This window comes from Isoptericola croceus (assembly GCF_029382255.1).
GTDB classification, from domain to species: Bacteria; Actinomycetota; Actinomycetes; order Actinomycetales; family Cellulomonadaceae; genus Isoptericola; species Isoptericola croceus.
The window spans coordinates 36,239-50,764 of the sequence record NZ_JARLLG010000001.1 but is presented as its reverse complement, the minus strand read 5'-3'; the positions used below and the strand labels follow the sequence as shown (position 1 = coordinate 50,764).

The following is a 14,526-nucleotide window of genomic DNA, read 5'->3' as shown; positions in this document are numbered from 1 at the left end:
AGATTATCAGCGCCGGTCACGGAAAGACCCGGTCGACGACGTGCTCGGCGATCGCGAGGCTCGACGTCGCGGCGGGCGAGGGCGCGTTGCGCACGCAGGTGACGCCGTCGGACGTCTCCACGACGAAGTCGTCCACGAGGGAGCCGTCGCGCGCCACCGCCTGGGCTCGCAGCCCGGTCCGGCCCCGCACGACGTCGGCGCCGCCGATCTCGGGGACGTACCGGCGCGCGGCGCGCATCGCGGCCGACGTCACGGCCGAGGCGTACACCTCACGCACCCCCGTGCGCCAGTGCCGGGCGGCCATCCGCCAGAACCCGGGCCAGCCGAGGACGGCGGCCGTGTCGCGCACGCTCACCGCGAGCCGCCGGTAGCCGGCGCGGTCCAGGGCGAGGACGGCGTTGGGCCCGACCTCGAGCTCACCGGCGACGGTCCGGGTGAAGTGCACGCCCAGGAACGGGTACCGCGGGTCGGGCACGGGGTAGACCATGCCGCGCACCAGGTCCCGCTTCGACGGGCGGACCGTCAGGTACTCGCCGCGGAACGGCACGATCACGGGACCGCGCTCTCCCCCGGCCAGTCCGGCGAGGCGGTCGGACTGCAGGCCGCCGCACACCACGAGATTGTCCACCGTGTGCCGCGCGGCCCCGCAGGACACGACCACACCGCCGCCGGACCGCTCGATGCCGGTCACGCGGGCACCGAGCACCACCTGCCCGCCCGCGGCCTCGACGTCGCGCCCGAGCTGGGCGCACACGGCCACGAAGTCGGTGATGGCCGTGTGCGGGGAGTGCAGGGCCGCGATGCCGGCCACGTGCGGCTCGACCTCGCGCATCTCGGCGCCGTCCAGGCGGCGCAGCCCCGGCACCCCGTTCTGCCGGGCGGTCCGCTCCAGCGCGTCGAACCGGCCGGTCTCGGTGCCGGCGACCGCCACGACGAGCTTGCCCACCTCCCGGTACGGCAGGCCGTGCTCGGCGCAGTACTCCTGGAGCAGGTCGCGGCCGCGCGCGCACAGCCGCGCCTTGAGACTGCCCGGGCGGTAGTAGATCCCGGCGTGCACGACGCCGGAGTTGTGGCCGGTCTGGTGGGCGCCCAGCCGGTCCTCCGCCTCGAGGACGACGACCCGCGTGTCCGGCCGCCGTCGCAGGACCTCGCGGGCGACGGCGAGACCGACGATGCCGCCGCCGACGATCCCGACGGTCTCGGTCGGTCCGGGGGTGCTCATCGGACGGCTCCTCTGGCGTCGGCGGCGTCGCTCCTGCTGGGAGTGTAGGTCCGCCACGTACGAGCGTCTCTGTCTGTCAGGAATCAGTCGCTGATTCCTGACGGACAGAGACGCTCGCGAGGCAAGTGGTCAGGCCGTCGCGGCCCACGGCCCGTGCGGGTCGCCGGGCTCCTGGTTGCGGGTCCACCACTGCGCGGCGTAGGTGGCGCCGTCGTGCACGACGACGTCACCGGCGGTGAAGACCCGCGAGGCGGTCCACAGGGCGTCGCCCGACGCCGCGCGGACCGCCTCCTGCCACGAGCCCCACGGCGAGGCGCCCGGCTCCTGGCGGGTGTACCAACCCGCCGCGTAGAACGAGCCCTCGTGGAAGACCTGCTCGCCGCCGGTGTAGGTCGCGTCCTCGGCCCACGTGGGGTCGGGGTCGCCGGGGACCTTCGCCAGGACCTCGATCTCGCTGACGACCAGGTGCGTCTCGGCGTGCGCGGTCATGACGACCCGGACGGCGTCGCTGCGCACGTCCGCCGGGACCTCGGCGACGGGCGCCCCGCCGTCGGGCGTCACCTCGACCGGGTCCCCGACGGCCTGCCACGCACCCTCGACCCGTGCCTCGACCTGCAGGCTCTCCGCCCAGCTCCGGTGCGAGCCGTCCCGGTAGAAGTGCACGGTGACGCCGGTGACGTCCCGCGGTGCTGGGAGGGTGACCGTGAGGGTGTCGGTGGGGTTCTTGGTCCCGGACCGCCAGTTCGACCAGCCCTTGTCGCGCAGGTCGCCGTTGATCACCCGCTCGGCCGGGTAGCCGGGCTCGGTGTACGTCGCCGACGCCGTGGTGCCGTCGGCGAGCGCCGCGTTGGCCTCGCCGGGCTCGGTGACCAGCACGCGCACGGTGGCGGGCAGCGTCTCGCCCGCCCCGGCGTCGGCGGTCCCGTCCAGCTGCACGACACCGATCTCGTCGTACACCCCCTCGGCGGCGGCCTGCCAGGTCACCGCCCGCTCCACCTCGACCCCGCCGGCGGTCACGGCCGTCACGGTGGCGGGCAGCTCCGGCTCGCCACCGGGGTACGTGGCCGCCGACGCCGTCCGCGTCGAGGTGAGCACGTCGACGGTGACGGTCGCCGTCGCGGTGACGGTGCCGCCGGCAGGGTTCGCCACCGTGCCGGACACCTCCACCGTGCCGGGCGCGGCCCACGCGCCGTCGCCCGGCACGTCCCAGGTCACGGGGAGGGCGGCCCGCGCACCGTCGGGGTAGACGGGCGTGACGGTCGCGGGCAGCTCGGGGGCGGATCCGGGCGTCGTGAAGACGGCGACCGGCTCGGTGCCGAGCAGCGTCTCGTCGACGATCGCCCAGCGCTGGTTCGCACCGGAGTTGGCGCGGTAGGTCCCGACCGGCGAGCCGTCCGCGGTGGCCTGGCCACCGACCTCGAGCAGGGTGCCTGAGGCCGCGTTGACCAGCGTGTACGTGCCGTCACCGGTGGTGGACAGGATCCAGCGGGCGGCCTGCGGGGTCTCCGTCAGGTCTGCCGGCGCCTCGGCCAGCACCGCGGAGGTGTCGGCGTCGACGGCGAGCTGCTCGCCGGTCGCCACGTTCGTCACCGCGTAGCGCGTGCGGTGCGAGCCCGCGCCCTCGGGGGCGCCCAGGTCGGTGAGCGTCCACAGCTGGTCCGCCGCGGCGGCGTCGTCGGTGGCGATCTGCACACCGTCGCCGGCGGGGGCCAGCGAGCGGTCGGACTGGACGCCGTCGATCCGGTAGACGTGCCCCTCCTGGGCGAGCGCCGCGCCGTCGGCCACGCCGGAGACACCGTCGACGACGAAGGTCGTCACGGACTCGGCCGGCACGGTCAGCGTGGCCGTGGCCGTGCCGTCGTCCTGGCCCACGGCGACGGGCTCGCCCTCGACGAGATAGCCGTCCGCGTGCGTGACCACGGGCGTGACCGTCGCGCCGTCGGCCACCTCGGCGAACCTGGTCAGGTCCAGCTCGACCGCGCGGGCAGACGTGCCCGCGTTGACGTGCACGACGGTCGCGGAACCGCCGTCCGCGGCGACGGCCGCGGTGCTGTTCCGGTCGTCCACCCCGATCAGCCGGTCGCCCGGTGCGATGTAGTGGGTGAAGTTCTGCGTCGCCCAGTACTTGGTGTTGGTGTAGATCGGGCAGGTCTCGAGCGTGTCCTCGGCGGTGCAGTCGAACGGGATCTGGATCTCGCCCCAGTTCATGCCGTCCGCGCTCTCGCCGCCGGGCGCCATGTTGTCGTAGTCCTCGACGGGCTGCCAGAAGACCCACGCGCTCGGCTCGAGCTCCCGCAGGTCGTCGATGATGTGCTGTGCGCTGCCGATCGCGGACTCCATGGTCTCGAAGTCCTGGCCCGTCGAGCTCCAGTTGCCGCCGACCTCGCTCATCCACAACGGCTTGTCCTCGCCCTTGGCGATGTCCCGGACCGTGGTGCGCTGGCCGGTGCCGTAGGTGTGCACGTTGAGCTGGGCGACCTGGTCGCGCACGGCCTGCGGGTAGGCGTTCCAGTTGGTCGCGAACGTCCCCGGGTTGGTCTCGTCCATCGCGGAGATCACGGCGCCGGTCGCCGCGCCGTCGAGCGCGTCGGCGAGTGCCGGGATGACCTGCGCCTGCAGGCCCGGGCCCATGTGGGCGCCCTCCTGGCGGCCACCGGTCGGGTCGCCGTCGGAGCCGAGCCGGGTGCTCCAGTAGTTCGTGTTGGGCTCGTTGAACGGGTCGATCGTGTCGACCTCGATGCCGTGCGCGTCCTCGAGCCGCTCGGTGACGCCGACGAGGTAGGCGGCGAAGTCGTCGATGCTCTCCGTCTTGAGCTGGTCGGTGGTCGGGTCGAAGCCGCCCGAGACGTATCCGCTGACGGTCATGAACCAGGGCGGGGAGTTCGAGAACGTCTCCCAGTGGGTGACGTCGTCCTTGATGCGGTCCACCCACCAGCGCTGCGTCGCGTCCGCGTCGGGGTCCCAGTGGTCGGGGTCCGCCGGGTCCCACCAGTCGACGTCGGTGCGGGTGGTGCCCTCCGGGGCCTGCCACCAGCCGTCGACGGCGCCGCCGGCGCGCAGGTAGTCGGGCACGTCCGGGGCGTTGCCGCCGCCGATGTTGTAGCGGGCGATGTTGAGGTTCAGCCCGTCGGGGCCGAAGACCATGTCGGCGAGCTCCTCGCGGATCTCGTCCGGGTAGTCGCCGGTGGCGTTGGCGAACCAGACGAGGCTGGTCCCCCAGCCCTCGAACGGCTCGCCCGCGTACGACGGGTCGGGCCGGACGGTGACGTCCGCCTCCTGCCCGGCGGCCGGCGCCGCGGCCGGCGCCGCGGTGCTCGGTGCGACGGCCAGGCCGGCGACCAGCAGGCCGCCGGTCAGTGCGGCGACGGCGCGCCGGGTGCGCGTCGCTCGTGACGATGGTCGTGCGGTCTCCTGGCAGGTGCTCATCGGTGAGCCTTCCTCTCGCGTCGGTGCGATGGATCAGGGTTCCCCGCGGTAGCGCGGGTGGTCGTCAGGGCCGGGTACGCGGACGGCGCAGCACGACGACGCCGCGAGGCGCCAGCGTGTCGGCAGCGGGGGTCGGGCGGGGGGCACGAGCGGCGGCGGGGTCCGCGCCGTCGTGCGGGGTCGTGCTGACCAGGACCTTGCCCTCGACACCGGTGAGGCCCAGCGCCTCGTCGGTGCGGTTGACGAGGAACCAGAACTCCTCGTCGGCCGTGCGGCGCACGGCGAGCTCGACCCGTCCGCGCAACGGCTCCGGCAGCTCGCTGCCCACTCCCGCGGCGTGCAGCAGCCGCCCGAGCAGCGGCCCGACGCCCGCGGCGCCGAGCCGCGTGGACACGTAGGCCGCCGAGCCCCGCTCCACCGGCCGCCGGGTCACCGCCGGACGGCCCGCCTGCTGGCCGTCGAGGTAGCGTGCCAGCACCTCGGTGCCCGGTGCCACGTCGATGCGGTCGGTCCACAGCGTGCCCGTCGAGCCGTCGTCGAGCCGCACGCTCTCGCCGTCGCGCAGGGGGTTGAGCTCCTCGATGCGCAGGCCGAGCAGGTCACGCAGGGCGCCCGGGTAACCGCCGAGCCACACGTGGTCGTCGGCGTCGACGATGCCCGAGAAGTAGGTCGTCACCAGGTGCCCGCCGGCGGCGACCCAGCGGGACAGCCTGGCGGCCAGCGCGGCCGGGACCACGTGCAGCACCGGCGCCACCACGACGTCGTAGTCGTCGAGGTCGGTGCGGCCGTCCTCGAGGCCGGCCACGGGGACGACGTCGGCACGCACCCCCGCGTCGAGGAACGCCTGGTACCAGTCCAGCGCCTCGGCGCGGTACCGGAGCTGTTCGGTGGGGTGCGAGTCCAGCTCGGACGTCCACCAGGAGTCCCAGTCGAACAGGATCGCGGCGCGCGCCGGGGCCCGGTCGGCGCCGACCACGGGGGCGAGGTCCTCCAGCGTGCGGCCGAGGGCGACGACGTCGCGGAACAGCGCCGAGTCCTCGCCGGCGTGGGGCACCATCGCCGAGTGGTACTTCTCGGCCCCGGCGGCTGACTGGCGCCACTGGAAGAAGCAGACGGCGTCGGCGCCGTGGGCGACGTGGGTCAGGGAGTCGCGGGCGAGCTCGCCCGGCCGCTTCGGCACGTTCACCGGCTGCCAGTTCACGGCGCTGGTGGAGTGCTCCATGAGGAACCAGGGCCGGCCGCCGGCGAGGCCGCTGGTGAGGTTCGCGGAGAACGACATCTCCTCGCGGCCCTGCGGTCCGGGCTGCAGGTAGTGGTCGTTGGAGACGAAGTCGATCTCCGGCGCCCAGGAGGCGTAGTCCATGCCCTTGGTCTCGCCCATGACCATGAAGTTCGTGGTGACGGGGACGTCCGGGGTGATGCGGCGCAGCACGTCGCGCTCGGCACGCAGGTGGTCGACCAGCGCGTCCGAGGAGAAGCGCTTGAAGTCGAGCTGCTGGGTGGGGTTCGGGTACGAGGCCGCGAGCCGCGGCGGCAGGATCTGCTCCCAGGCCGTGTAGCGCTGCGACCAGAAGGCCGTGCCCCACGCCTCGTTGAGCCGGTCGAGCGTGCCGTAGCGCGCGGTGAGCCAGGTACGGAAGGCTCGGGCGGCGTCGTCGGAGTAGTCCTCGACGTTGTGGCAGCCGAGCTCGTTGCTGACGTGCCAGGCGGCGAGCGCCGGGTGCGCGGCGTACCGGGTGGCCATCGCCTCGACGAGCCGCAGGGCGTGCTCGCGGAACACCGGCGAGGTGGGCCGCCACTGCTGGCGTCCGCCGGGCCACAGGGTCTCCCCCGTGCGGGTCACCGGGAGGATCTCCGGGTGCGCGGTGGTGAGCCACGGCGGCGGGGACGCGGTGGCGGTGGCGAGGTCCACGGAGATGTCGTGCGCGTGCATGAGGTCCATGACCTCGTCGAGCCAGCCGAAGTCCCACCGGTCGGGCGCCGGCTGGAGCCGGGCCCAGGAGAAGATCGCGACGGAGACGACGTTGACGCCGGCGGCCTGCATGAGCCGGGCGTCGTCGGCCCACACCTCACGGGGCCACTGGTCCGGGTTGTAGTCGGCGCCGTACCCCAGGCGTGCGGGGCGGGTCAGCTCGGGGCCAGCGAGCAGGCGGCGGGGGACGTCGGTCACGGGTGCTCCTGGACGTGCGGCGTGGACGGGCAGGCGGGGCGGGCACGGGGTGCGGTGCCGGCGGGGACGGACGTCGGTCCCCGCCGGTACCTCACCGCGAGCGGGTCACTGGTCGACGGTGAAGCCCTGGTCGTTGCCGTAGGCGACCGACTGCTCCTGCCAGGTGGCCAGGCCCTCGGTCAGCGTCGTGCCCGAGACGTACGCCTGCCCGACGGTGTCGTTGAAGATCGAGTTCGCGTAGACCTGGAACGGCAGGTACTGCCAGCCCTCGCCGACCTGCGCCGCCGACTCGGCCAGCACCTCGTTCACCGCCTGTCCGCCGAAGTACTCGAACTCCTGCTCGCGGAACGCGGGGTCCTCGAGCTCGGCGACGGTGGCCGGGAAGGCTCCCTCCGCGACCCGTGTGGCGACGCCGTCCCCGACGGTCGCGTACTCCAGGAAGGCCCAGGCGAGGTCGGCGTTCTCGCTCGCCGCGGGGATGGCCAGCGAGCTGCCGCCGTTCTCCGCGGTGACGTCCTGACCGCTCTCCCACCGGGGCATCGGGGCCACGGCCCAGTCACCGGAGGCTCCCGGCACGGAGGACTCCAGGTTCCCGCGCATCCAGGCACCGATGACGAGCGAGGCGATCGAGCCGTCGGACAGGCCCTGGTACCACTCGTCGCTCCACGACCCGACCGGGGCCACGAGCTCCTCGTCGAGCATCGTCTGCCACGTGGAGGTGAACTGCTGGGTGCCGGCGTCGGTGAAGTCGACGGTCACGTCGGTGCCGTCGACCTGGTACGGGCGGCCGCCGGCCTGCCAGATGAGCGAGGTGGTGAAGCCCGCGTCACCGACGTCGTTCGTGAGGTAGGCGTCGGGGTCGGCCTCGTGCAGCTGCCGGGCCGCCTCGACGTACTCGTCCCACGTGGTGGGGACCTCGATGCCGTGCTCGTCGAACACGCGGGCGTTGTAGAACAGCGCCATCGGCCCGGAATCCGTGGGCAGGGCGTTGACGGCGCCCTCCTGCTGCACCGCACCCCACGGCCCGGGCGTGAAGGTGCCCTCGAGCTGGTCGGCACCGTACGGCGTCAGGTCCGCGAGCGCCTCGGAGATCGCGAACTGCGGCAGCGCGTAGAACTCGATCTGCGCGACGTCCGGCACGCCGTCACCGGCGGCGATGGCGTTCTGCAGCGCGGTGTACTGGTCGTTGCCGGTCCCGACGTTCTCCAGGTTGACGGTGATGTTCGGGTTCTCGGCCTCGAAGTCCGCGGCGACCGACTCCAGGGTCGGGTCCCACGCCCAGACGGTGATCTCGCCGCCCTCCTCCAGCGCGGCCTCCGCGTCCTGGGCGGCCTCGCCCGAGCCGGTCTCCCCGCTGCTGCAGGCGGCCAGGCCCAGGGCCAGGACGCCGGCGACGGCGGTGCCGCGCAGCACGCGGCGTGATCGTACGGTCATGTCAGTCCTCACTTCGTTGTCAGTCGAACGGTCGGACGTGCGGCCGGCGGCCGCACCAGGTCATTCCTTGACGCTCCCGGCGGCGAGGCCGGACTGCCAGTAGCGCTGCAGCAGCAGGAACGCGGCCACGAGCGGCAGGATGGTGAGCAGGGATCCGGTGATGACGAGGTGGAAGATCGCCTCGCCGCCGGCGGTCGCGGCCTGCGCGTTCCACGCGTTGAGCCCGAGCGTCAGCGGGTACCACGAGGAGTCCCGCAGCATGATCAGCGGGAGGAAGTAGTTGTTCCAGGTCGCCACCATCGTGAACAGCAGGACGGTGACGATCCCGGGGGCGAGCAGGGGCAGGCTGACCCGGAAGAACGTGCGGAACTCGCCGGCGCCGTCGATCCGGGCGGCCTCCAGCAGCTCGGTAGGGACCGCCTCGGCCGCGAAGGTCCACATGAGGTAGAGGCCGAACGGCGAGATGAGCGACGGGATGATCACGGCCCACGGCGTGTTGGTCAGCCCCAGCTGGCTGAACATGAGGAACGTCGGCACGGCGAGCGCGGTGCCGGGCACGGCGACGGCACCGATGACGACGGCGAACACGGCGCGCTTGCCCGGGAAGTCGAACTTGGCCAGGGCGTAGCCGCCGAGGATCGCGAGGAACGTGGCCCCGCCGGCGCCCAGCACGACGTAGAGCACGGTGTTGCCGAGCCAGCGGACGAACACGCCGTCGGCGTAGGTGAGCGTGGTGGTGATGTTGTCCCACAGGGCGAACGAGTCGCCGAACCACAGGCCGAACGAGGTGAACAGGTCCTGCTGCGTCTTGGTGGAGTTGATCAGCAGCCACACGAGCGGGACGAGCGAGTACACGAGGACGACGGCGGTCAGCACCGTGAGCAGCGGGCTGCGGCGGGGGCGGTCCACGCTGTGCTTGTTGACGGTCCGTGTCTTCAGGCGGGGTCCTCGGACGGACGGGATGGTCGCGGTGCTCACCGTGGTCACGCCTCCTTGCGCATGCCGCGCAGCTGCACCACGTAGGCGATCACCATGGTGATCAGGCCCATGATGATGGCGACGGTCGCGGAGTAGTTGTACTGCTGGCCGGAGAAGGACAGCGAGTAGGCGTACAGGTTCGGGGTGAACGACGTGGTGATGGCGTTGGGCGCCAGCGACTGCAGGATGCTCGGTTCGTTGAAGAGCTGGAAGCTGCCGATGATCGAGAAGATCGTCGCGATGACGAGCGCGCCGCGGATCGCGGGGATCTTGATCGACCGGACGACCTGCCACTGGGAGGCCCCGTCGATCTCCGCCGCCTCGTACAACGAGTGCGGGACCACGCGCAGCGCCGCGTAGAAGATCAGCATGTTGTAGCCGACGAACTCCCAGGTGACGATGTTGGCGATCGAGGCCAGGACGAGGTCGGGCGAGAGCGGGTTCGGCAGGGTGATGCCGAACGTGTCGTTGATGTTGCCCACGAGCCCGAACCGCGTGCCGTACATGAAGCCCCACATGAGCGAGGCGACGACGGCGGGCACCGCGTAGGGCATGAAGATCGAGATGCGGAAGAAGCTCTTGCCGTACAGGCGACCGGAGTCGATGGCGAGCGCCACGAGCAGGGCGATGCCGAGCATGATCGGCACCTGCACCACGAGGAACAGGCTGACGCGGCTCAGGCCTTCCCAGAACTGCGGGTCCTGCAGCGCCCGGGCGTAGTTGTCGAGACCGACGAACGTGGTGCCGCCGACCATCTGGGTGCGGAACACCGACAGGTACAGCGAGTAGGCGATAGGTGCGAGGAACACGAGCGCGAACACGAGCATGAAGGGACCGATGAACATCCAGCCGGTCCAACGCCGTCGGCGGCGCGGGCCGAGAGACGTGGGTGGTGTGGCCACCACCGGTGGGGACGTCGTCGTCATTCGTCTTCCTTGGTTCACGGGGATGTTCACGTCAACATCGTGCGTTCGCAGCGACCGATGTTGACGTGAACATGGACTAGGCTGATCGTGCATCGCGGGACCGGCTGCGTCAACCCCGGTGGACCGCGAGACCGAGTTGTGACCTGAGCGGAGGACCCTTGGCCGACCGGAGCCCGACCGGGCGACCTCAGCGCGTCTCGATGGCCGACGTCGCGCGCCGCGCCGGCGTCTCGTCGCAGACCGTCTCCCGTGTCTCGAACGGTCATCCCGGCGTCGTCGACACCACCCGCGAGCAGGTGCTGGCCGCCATGCGCGAGCTCGGCTACCGGCCGAACAGCGCGGCCCGCGCCCTGCGCTCGGGCCGGTTCCGCACCATCGGGGTCATCCTCTTCTCGCTGTCCAGCACGGGTAACGTGCGCACCCTGGACGCCATCGCGACGTCGGCCGCGGCCGAGGGCTACGCCATCACCGTCATCCCCGTCGAGGCGCCGACGCAGGACGGGGTGAACGGCGCCTTCACGCGGATGGGCGAGCTCGCCGTCGACGCCGTGATCCTCCTGATGGAGGTGCACCTGCTCGACGCTGCCAGCATCTTGTTGCCCACCGACGTGCCGGTCGTCGTCGCCGACTCGGACGCCGGGGACCGCTATCCCGTCGTGGACACCGACCAGGCCGCTGGATCGCGCACCGCCGTGCAGCACCTGCTCGGCCTGGGGCACCGGACGGTGGTACACCTGGCCGGCCCGTCCGAGTCGTTCGCCGCGCAGCGTCGCGAGGACGCCTGGCGACGCACGCTGCGCGAGGCCGGGCGTGAGGTCCCCCCGGTGTACCGCGGCGACTGGTCGGCGGCGTCGGGGTACGAGGTGGGCCAGGAGATCGCCCGCACCGACGCGACCGCGGTGTTCGCGGCCAACGACCAGATGGCCCTCGGACTGATCCGCGCGCTCGCCGAGGCCGGACGCGAGGTGCCCCAGGACGTCAGCGTCGTCGGGTTCGACGACGTCCCGGACGCCGTCGCGTTCCGGCCACCCCTGACCACCGTGCACCAGGACTTCGCCGAGGTCGGACGGCGGTGCGTCGCCGGCGTGCTGCGCCAGATGGCCGACCACACGATTCCGCACGGTCGGACCCTCGTCGCGACCCGCCTCGTCGAGCGGGCGAGCACCGCCGCGCCCTGACCGAGGTCAGCCCTCCGCGCCCTCGCGGCGCCTCTCGACGGCGTTCTTGAGCAGCACGGCCGGCAGCAGGAGGTTGGCCAGCAGCGTCACGATCCACACGATGACCGGGCAGACCGTCAGGGCTTGACCTCCCGGTAGTACCGCAGCGCGCCGACCTGCAGGTCCGCCGGCTCCGTGTAGATGGCGCGCGACCGGTCCAGGAGCGCGGCCGAGGGAACGGTCGAGGTGATCTCGCCGCGCGCGTCGAAGAGCGTGTGCAGCAGGCCGTGCGCCACGCCCTCCGGCAGGTCGGGGCCGGCCACCAGGATGTTGGGCACGGCCAGCGTCGCGACGTTGTCGGCCAGGCCGTAGACGCCCTCCGGGACGACGCCGTGCCGGTAGCCGTGGCCGTACTCCTGACGCAGCTCGTCCACCACCTCCACGAGCGGGATCAGCCGGACCGGCATCTCCTCGGAGAGCCCGACGAGGCCCGGGGTCCGCAGCCCGCCCGACCAGAACAGCGCGTCGAGACTGCCGCCGGCCAGCGCGTCGATCGACTCGGTGATGCCCAGCTCGGCGACCCGCAGCTCGTCCATCGGCAGCTCCGCGGCCGCGAGCACCCGGCCCGCGATGAGCGAGGTGCCCGACCTGGCCGCCCCGACCGAAACCCGCAGCCCGCGCAGGTCGGCGATCTCCTCGACCTCGGAGTCCGCGGGCACCACCAGGTGCGCGAAGTCGTCGTACACCCGGGCGAGCGCCTGGACCTCGACCGGCTCGGCGAAGTCCCCCACGCCGTCGACGGCGTCCGCCACGGCGTCCGCCGCACTGAAGGCCACGTCGGCCGTGCCGTCGGCGAGGAGGTGCAGGTTGTCCACGGAGCCGCCGGTGGTGAGCACCTCCACCTCGATCCCGTACCGCGAGGAGAGCACGTCAGCCAGCGCCCGGCCGTAGCCGTGATAGATCCCGCTGGTCCCGCCGGTCGCGATCGTGAGCGTCTCCGGCCGCTGCCCGTCCCAGGGGTCGCTCTCCCCGCCCAGGCACCCGGCGAGCAGGGCGGCCGGGAGCAGCACCGACAGCACCGCCGCGACGAGGCGCCTCACGACTCCTCCTCCCCGGCCGGGACCCGCAGCCGCACCCGTAGCCCGCCGTCGTCGGGCAGCTCGAGGCGCAGCCCACCGCCGACCGACGCGAGGAGCTCGGACGCGATGGCGAGACCCAGCCCGGACCCGCGCACCGAGCTGTGCCCCGGGCTCCGCCAGAACCGTTCGGTGAGGCGCTCGAGATGCTCCGCCGGGACACCCGGGCCGTGGTCCCGCACGACGATCTCGACCATGCCGCCCGACCGGTCGACCGAGACGTCGATCGGCTCGGTCTCCGGCGCGAACTTGATCGCGTTCTCCACGACGGTGTCGAAGGCGCTCGCCAGCGCCGTCGGGTCACCGCACCCGAGGACCTCACCCCCGGGCGTGCTGAGCCGCAGCTCGCGGTCGGGGTCGAGCACCCTGCGGCCGTCCACGCGTCGCGCGATCACGTCGGCGACGTCGACCGGCTGCGCGGCGGCCATGCTCACGCCGTCGGCGAGGAGCAGCAGCGCGTCGAGGATCTGTGCCATCCGCTCGGCCTCGGCCCGGACGTGCGCCACCTCGTCCGAGTCCTCCTCCGGGACGGTCAGGGCGAGCGACTCGATGCGCAGCATGAGCGCGCTGAGCGGGTTGCGCAGCTCGTGCGAGGCGTTGGCCACGAACTCCTGCTGGCGGCGCATCAGGTGCTCGACGCGCTCGGCCATCTCGTTGAAGCGGCTGACGACCTGCTGCAGCTCGGGCGGACCGGTCGACGGCGGGATGCGCTCGTCGAGCCGCCCGCCACCCATCTTCTCCATCGCCTGGTCCACGGCACGCACGGGTCGCAGCACCCAGCCCGCGACCCGGTCCGCCAGGACGATGGCGAGCAGCGCCATCACGAGGCCGGCCGCGCCCAGCAGCGCCCAGCTGTGCCAGATCGCTCGCTGCACCTCCCCCGCGTGCGACGACGTCACGACCGCGCCGACGAGGTCACCGCCGTCGAACACGGGCTCGGCCACCACGATCCGCTGGGCGTCCCACGGCCAGAACGTCTCGCGCATCTCCGCCCGGCGACCGGCGAGCGCCGCATGACGCTCCACGTAGTCCTGCACGTCGAGCCCCTCGGCCACCAGCGTGACGCCGGCCTGGTCGACGACGGCGGTGCCGATGCCGTACACCTCTCGGTAGCGCGCGAGGTCACCCGCGACCAGCGACGGGTCGTCGGCGAGGATGGCCTGCCGGGCGGGCAGCACCAGATAGCTCGCGTCGCGCAGCCTGTCCAGGAACACCTCCTGCTGGTGCGCGCGCGTCACGCTGGACGCGTAGAGCATCCCGAGCAGCAGGATGACCAGGGCGAGCGGGACGTAGACGAGCGCGGCGAGGCGGTTGCGCACGTCACTGCTGCCCGACGCGGTACCCCACGCCGCGCACCGTCTCGACGACGGCGGGCTCACCCAGCTTGCGGCGCAACGAGGCGACATGGACCTCGAGCGTGCGGCCCAGGCCCTTCCAGCTGGAGCCCCAGACCTCGCGCAGGATGCGCTCGCGCGCGAGCGCCGTCCCACGGTGCCGCACCAGCAGGGCGAGCAGGTCGTACTCCTTGCGGGTCAGGGAGACGACGGCGCCGCCGGTGCGACGCACCACGCGGGCGGCGAGGTCGACCTGCACCTCGCCGACCTCGATGCGGGCGACGTCGGCCCGGCCGTCCCACTCGCGCGACCGGCCCCGGCGCAGCACAGCGTCGATGCGGGCGAGGACCTCGCGGATGTCGTAGGGCTTGGTGACGTAGTCGTCGGCGCCGAGCTCGAGCCCGCGCACTCTCGACTCGAGCTGGGTGCGGGCGGTCACCATGATGATCGGGGTGTCGCAGACCTTGCGGATCCGCTCGCACACCTCGAAGCCGTCCATGTCCGGCAGCGCGAGGTCGAGCAGCACCAGGTCCGTCCGGGGGCTCAGCGCCTCGAGCGCGCCCGCGCCGTCGGCCGCGTGGAGCACGTCGTAGCCGTGCTTGCCGAGGACGGAGACGAGCGCGCCCGCGACATGCTCGTTGTCCTCCACGACCAGCAGCTCCACGGTCCGACCGTAGCCGAGCGCGGGCCCGACCGACAGGTGGGGCCGCGTGGTACGCACACCGGCGAGCGGGTGAAGAACT

10 protein-coding genes are annotated in these 14,526 nt (G+C 72.7%); 1 reads left to right on the top strand and 9 read right to left on the bottom strand.

What is annotated here, in order from left to right:
- Positions 1-16 precede the first annotated feature (16 nt).
- From lhgD to PZC42_RS00180, 6 genes are all read right to left on the bottom strand, one after another.
- Positions 17-1,222 carry an L-2-hydroxyglutarate dehydrogenase gene (lhgD, locus tag PZC42_RS00205; RefSeq protein ID WP_277207220.1) on the bottom strand — a complete coding sequence of 402 codons (1,206 nt, stop codon included), beginning with the start codon at positions 1,220-1,222 and terminating at the stop codon, positions 17-19.
- 129 nt (positions 1,223-1,351) lie between these two features.
- Positions 1,352-4,648, bottom strand: coding sequence for an RICIN domain-containing protein (locus PZC42_RS00200; RefSeq protein WP_277207219.1), 3,297 nt, complete (start codon positions 4,646-4,648; stop codon positions 1,352-1,354).
- A gap of 64 nt (positions 4,649-4,712) precedes the next feature.
- Positions 4,713-6,818 carry a beta-galactosidase gene (locus tag PZC42_RS00195; protein ID WP_277207218.1) on the bottom strand — a complete coding sequence of 702 codons (2,106 nt, stop codon included), beginning with the start codon at positions 6,816-6,818 and terminating at the stop codon, positions 4,713-4,715.
- A 105-nt stretch (positions 6,819-6,923) separates the two neighbouring features.
- On the bottom strand, positions 6,924-8,252 hold the full coding sequence (locus tag PZC42_RS00190; protein WP_277207217.1) for an ABC transporter substrate-binding protein: 1,329 nt from the start codon (positions 8,250-8,252) through the stop codon (positions 6,924-6,926).
- Between the two features lie 60 nt (positions 8,253-8,312).
- Entirely contained in the window at positions 8,313-9,191 is an 879-nt protein-coding gene (locus PZC42_RS00185) for a carbohydrate ABC transporter permease (protein ID WP_306573612.1), read from the bottom strand.
- A 44-nt stretch (positions 9,192-9,235) separates the two neighbouring features.
- On the bottom strand, positions 9,236-10,156 hold the full coding sequence (locus PZC42_RS00180) for a carbohydrate ABC transporter permease (RefSeq protein ID WP_277207216.1): 921 nt from the start codon (positions 10,154-10,156) through the stop codon (positions 9,236-9,238).
- A 200-nt stretch (positions 10,157-10,356) separates the two neighbouring features.
- Here PZC42_RS00180 and PZC42_RS00175 point away from each other — a divergent pair, with 200 nt between their 5' ends.
- Positions 10,357-11,334: a LacI family DNA-binding transcriptional regulator gene (locus PZC42_RS00175; RefSeq protein ID WP_277207214.1), complete on the top strand. Its 978-nt coding sequence runs from the start codon at positions 10,357-10,359 to the stop codon at positions 11,332-11,334.
- A 116-nt stretch (positions 11,335-11,450) separates the two neighbouring features.
- Here the strand turns inward: PZC42_RS00175 and PZC42_RS00170 are convergent, their stop codons facing one another.
- Genes PZC42_RS00170 through PZC42_RS00160 form a run of 3 tightly spaced genes read right to left on the bottom strand, consistent with a single transcriptional unit; the run spans position 11,451 to position 14,504 of the window.
- Positions 11,451-12,413 carry a TAXI family TRAP transporter solute-binding subunit gene (locus PZC42_RS00170; RefSeq protein WP_277207212.1) on the bottom strand — a complete coding sequence of 321 codons (963 nt, stop codon included), beginning with the start codon at positions 12,411-12,413 and terminating at the stop codon, positions 11,451-11,453.
- Positions 12,410-13,768 carry a sensor histidine kinase gene (locus PZC42_RS22430; RefSeq protein WP_277207210.1) on the bottom strand — a complete coding sequence of 453 codons (1,359 nt, stop codon included), beginning with the start codon at positions 13,766-13,768 and terminating at the stop codon, positions 12,410-12,412. The genes PZC42_RS00170 and PZC42_RS22430 overlap by 4 nt, the downstream gene beginning before the upstream one ends.
- 1 nt (position 13,769) lies before the next feature.
- Entirely contained in the window at positions 13,770-14,504 is a 735-nt protein-coding gene (locus PZC42_RS00160; protein WP_277207209.1) for a response regulator transcription factor, read from the bottom strand.
- Positions 14,505-14,526 lie beyond the last annotated feature (22 nt).

What these genes read in the sequence shown, in the direction of transcription:
- lhgD (WP_277207220.1), bottom strand. Translation starts at nt 1,222, where the DNA reads ATGAGCACCCCCGGACCGACCGAGACCGTCGGGATCGTCGGCGGCGGC.
- PZC42_RS00200 (WP_277207219.1), bottom strand. Translation starts at nt 4,648, where the DNA reads ATGAGCACCTGCCAGGAGACCGCACGACCATCGTCACGAGCGACGCGC.
- PZC42_RS00190 (WP_277207217.1), bottom strand. Translation starts at nt 8,252, where the DNA reads ATGACCGTACGATCACGCCGCGTGCTGCGCGGCACCGCCGTCGCCGGC.
- PZC42_RS00180 (WP_277207216.1), bottom strand. Translation starts at nt 10,156, where the DNA reads ATGACGACGACGTCCCCACCGGTGGTGGCCACACCACCCACGTCTCTC.
- PZC42_RS00175 (WP_277207214.1), top strand. Translation starts at nt 10,357, where the DNA reads ATGGCCGACGTCGCGCGCCGCGCCGGCGTCTCGTCGCAGACCGTCTCC.